Origin of the sequence: Pseudochrobactrum sp. AO18b, from assembly GCF_000409565.1 — a bacterium.
GTDB lineage: Bacteria > Pseudomonadota > Alphaproteobacteria > Rhizobiales > Rhizobiaceae > Pseudochrobactrum > Pseudochrobactrum saccharolyticum.
In genome coordinates this window covers 1-3,522 of record NZ_ANNO01000389.1, presented here as the reverse complement: position 1 = coordinate 3,522, position 3,522 = coordinate 1, and the positions used below count along the sequence as shown (strand labels likewise).

At 49.1% G+C, this 3,522-nt stretch carries 5 protein-coding genes and 1 pseudogene; 4 read left to right on the top strand and 2 right to left on the bottom strand.

The features are described from left to right. Window positions 1–137: 137 nt before the first annotated feature. Window positions 138–491: a cupin domain-containing protein gene (locus A918_RS0114635; RefSeq protein WP_022711782.1), complete on the bottom strand. Its 354-nt coding sequence runs from the start codon at window positions 489–491 to the stop codon at window positions 138–140. A 186-nt stretch (window positions 492–677) separates the two neighbouring features. Between A918_RS0114635 and A918_RS21190 the strand changes: the two are divergent. The 3 genes and pseudogenes from A918_RS21190 to A918_RS0114620 all read left to right on the top strand — a co-directional run bounded on the left by A918_RS21190 (window position 678) and on the right by A918_RS0114620 (window position 2,521). After that, window positions 678–1,745 (top strand): annotated as a pseudogene (locus A918_RS21190) (D-alanine--D-alanine ligase family protein). A 55-nt stretch (window positions 1,746–1,800) separates the two neighbouring features. Beyond that, window positions 1,801–2,259, top strand: coding sequence for a GFA family protein (locus A918_RS0114625; RefSeq protein ID WP_022711781.1), 459 nt, complete (start codon window positions 1,801–1,803; stop codon window positions 2,257–2,259). Between the two features lie 43 nt (window positions 2,260–2,302). Continuing rightward, window positions 2,303–2,521, top strand: a complete 219-nt coding sequence (locus tag A918_RS0114620) for a DUF2283 domain-containing protein (RefSeq protein ID WP_022711780.1) — start codon at window positions 2,303–2,305, stop codon at window positions 2,519–2,521. Between the two features lie 35 nt (window positions 2,522–2,556). On the opposite strand, the gene A918_RS20600 is transcribed toward A918_RS0114620, so the two are convergent. After that, window positions 2,557–2,880: a hypothetical protein gene (locus A918_RS20600; protein ID WP_156831452.1), complete on the bottom strand. Its 324-nt coding sequence runs from the start codon at window positions 2,878–2,880 to the stop codon at window positions 2,557–2,559. Window positions 2,881–2,960: 80 nt separating this feature from the next. Here A918_RS20600 and A918_RS0114610 point away from each other — a divergent pair. Further along, window positions 2,961–3,522 (top strand): YafY family protein (locus A918_RS0114610; RefSeq protein WP_022711778.1); only part of this gene is annotated, 562 nt, incomplete at its 3' end.

Here is a 3,522-nt window from a genome sequence, read left to right as displayed (position 1 = left end):
GGTCGGGGGCTGACCGTCAGAGCAAGGAGGTGGTTAGTGTCGCATTTCTAACAGGCCAGCGACGTCGCGTCTCTAATCGGCTTTGACAAAATGTATGGCTTTGACCAATTGGCGGTGATCCGCCTGACCCTCTCGGATCAGTCCAGATTTTCCTGTTCGAATTTGTCGGTGACATGAATATCCGTCATCTCCAGACTATGCGGGCCGAGATTGACATATTTATGCGGAATGTTGGCTGGTCCGAAGATGATCTGTCCCGCCACAGCCTCAAACTGCCGGTCACCGACTGTGAACAAAGCGCGGCCCTGACGTATGATGAAGATCTCATCATAAGGATGTTTGTGCAGTCTTGGCCCACGCCCGATATGCTCAGTCGTATAAAACATCACTGATACATTCGTACCAAAGCGCTTTCCTTCAAACTCTCCGTGCCAGACATCGGGCTTTTCAGCCCATTCTGTACGCTCGAGAATTGCTGCTTGTTTTTGCATGTGGTTCACCTCAACCTCATTCTGAATGCAGTCTTTATTTACCATAAAAACTCAAAAGCAGTGGCTTCCAAGATTGTACATCTTTGAAACTTAATATGGCCGGATTTCCGGAAAATGATCCGGTTGAAAAACGATATTCATTATCTCCCGCATCTTATTGAAAATATTGATATTACGGATGGTGTCATGACCGGAAAACAAAATAAATTGCGTATTGCTGTGCTGTTTGGTGGCCGCTCGCCGGAGCATGATGTTTCTGTGCTTTCCGCGACCAATGTGATGCAGGCGCTGGATGCTGATAAATACGAGGCTGTACCGATCTTTGTGACCCGCGAAGGACAATGGTTGCTCAGCAGCTAAGAGCAGGGACAATTGGCAAAGCCCTCCTCCGGTACTGAAATTTGCCTTGTTTCCGGTGGTTACGGGCGAATTATCGGTATTGATGCAGATCAGGGGCTTCAGGAATTGCCGAAAATTGATGCTTTATTTCCTGTTTTGCACGGCCTTCATGGCGAAGACGGTGCGGTACAGGGATTGGCTGAAGTTGCCTGCGTTCCGCTGATTGGCTGTGGTATTCTCGGTTCTGCCGTTGCGCTCGATAAGGACATGACCAAGCGTGTGAACAGAGAGGCCGCAGTTCCTGTTGCCCATGCTGTGACGCTCCATTCGGGAAATGTACCGGAGTTTGAAGCTGTCAAGAATGCGCTCGGCCTGCCCTTTTTCGTGAAGCCTGTACGGCAAGGATCATCCGTGGGTGTGAGTAAAGTTGCAACACCGGCGGATTACAGACTGGCACTGGATGAAGGTTTCCGTCACGACAATAAACTTCTCGCAGAAGAATTTATCCGTGGCCGCGAGATTGAATGTGCTGTGCTTGAGGATGCTGACGGTACGCTTTTCGTTTCCCGTTGCGGCGAGATCACACCGGCTGAAAGTCATGGTTTCTACAGCTATGATGCAAAATATACGGACGAGAACGGTGCGGCTTTAAAAGTACCGGCCGACTTGCCCGCATCCGTTGAAACGCAGATCCGTGAGATGGCGAAAAAAGCATTCCGTGCTACCGGCTGCGATGCAATGGCGCGCGTGGATTTCTTTGTGACGGATGATATGCGTATCATACTCAACGAAATTAATACGATTCCGGGCTTTACCGATATCAGTATGTATTCGAAAGTAATGGCTGTGAGTGGCGTCAGCTATGCTCAGATTCTCGATCGGCTCATAGCTCATGGTCTGAAACGCGGCAGTTGATGAAGAATATGACTTATAAAATCAATGAAATGCCTGTTTTATAAGGATATCAGTGATGAAAACACCGCAACTCCCCTTCAGCGGGCAATGCCGCTGCGGAAAAGTCAGGATTGAGGTCAGTGCAGCACCGATCATGACGGCGGCCTGTCATTGCACAGGCTGTCAGACAATGAGCAGCAGCGCGTTTTCGTTGACGGCGATGATCCCCTCTTCCGGCTTTAAAGTCACGGAGGGTAAGCCGGTAATCGGTGGTTTGCATGGCCCGCAACAGCATCATTATTTCTGCGCCTATTGCATGACATGGATGTTCACGCGCATTGAAGGCGTTGATGCTTTCGTCAATGTCCGGCCATCGCTATTTGATGACCATAGCTGGTTTGTACCTTTCGTGGAGACTATGACAAAGGAGAAGCTGTCCTGGGCACAGACACCGGCACTTTACCACTATGAAGCTTTTCCGCCTTTGGAAGATTATGAAAAGCTGATGGGTGAATTTGCACGGCAAATGGAGTGAAACAGCCCGTTTGTCTGAAATTTTATCCCATCAGGATGCGATCATGAAGTTGACTTACGATGCGGCCGCTGATGCCGCTTATATTCAGTTCAAATCAGATGAAGATGAAACTGCCTTCGGCTTTACATATTGCTGTGATCCGCACGAAACGGACGGGGAAATCAATCTGGATTTCAATAGCAACGGGCGGTTGACCGGTATTGAGATATTGCAGGCCAGCAAGAAATTGCCTGCATATTTGCTTGCATTATCGCAATCCTGATCTGTTCACCGGAAATCGTTGAAACCGGACAAGTTTTATAAAATTGTTCCGAATTCCATACTCTCAGGCTCAATCAGTGCCAGAAAAGCATCGCAGACCGGTTGATTGCGCCAGCTTGCACAAATTGCCTTTGCATGATCCTCAGTCAGCGCAAAAGCAATATCAAGAAAAACACCATCGCCCAGCTTTACCAGATGCTGGCGGCACCAGCCATTCTGTTTGGACAAATGGCTTGCAATCATCAATTCATAGGCAATGTGCATATCCGCTTCATTGACACCGTTTTTAAGACGGAAACGCCCCAATTCAAGACCGGATATTTTTGCCTGAAGAGATGTCTGGGTTTTAACTGATTGCATTGCATTAACTCCTTGTTTGAGGAGCGTTGCATACAATATGCATCCTGACAGTTTCTGTCAGGATGCTGTATAGATATTCCATGCGCACACTTCGCCTTTTTGCTCTCCTCGATCATTTACGGGGCCGAACAGAGCCGGTTTCAGCAGAAATGCTGGCACAGGAACTGCAGGTTTCAGTCCGCACAATCTATCGCGATATGGCGACTTTGCAGGCTATGGGCGCGCCCTTGCGCGGTGAGGCCGGCATTGGTTATCAGCTGGAGAAGGGTTATTTTCTGCCCCCTCTTCATTTCGATCCTGATGAACTGGATGCTTTGATGCTCGGAACCCGCCTGATCGCTTCCCGCGGTGATGAAGCACTGGCTGCAGCTGCCCGACGTGTCTCGGCCAAAATCAGTGCTGCTATTGGTTGCGATAAAGGTGAAGCCTATACGCGTCTGCCATTACGCGCTGTTGCAAGACAAAGTTCTGAGAGTGACGAGGCATCCGGACATCTTACAATCCTGCGCACTGCTTTACGCGATAAAGCCGTATTAAATATTACCTATTGCGACTTGGAGAATAAACGCAGTCAGCGAAGCGTTCGCCCGCTTGGCCTGACGATGTTTGAGCAAGTCTGGCTTCTGACTGTCTGGTGTGAGA

What these genes read in the sequence shown, in the direction of transcription:
- A918_RS0114635 (WP_022711782.1), bottom strand. Translation starts at nt 491, where the DNA reads ATGCAAAAACAAGCAGCAATTCTCGAGCGTACAGAATGGGCTGAAAAG.
- A918_RS0114625 (WP_022711781.1), top strand. Translation starts at nt 1,801, where the DNA reads ATGAAAACACCGCAACTCCCCTTCAGCGGGCAATGCCGCTGCGGAAAA.
- A918_RS0114620 (WP_022711780.1), top strand. Translation starts at nt 2,303, where the DNA reads ATGAAGTTGACTTACGATGCGGCCGCTGATGCCGCTTATATTCAGTTC.
- A918_RS20600 (WP_156831452.1), bottom strand. Translation starts at nt 2,880, where the DNA reads ATGCAATCAGTTAAAACCCAGACATCTCTTCAGGCAAAAATATCCGGT.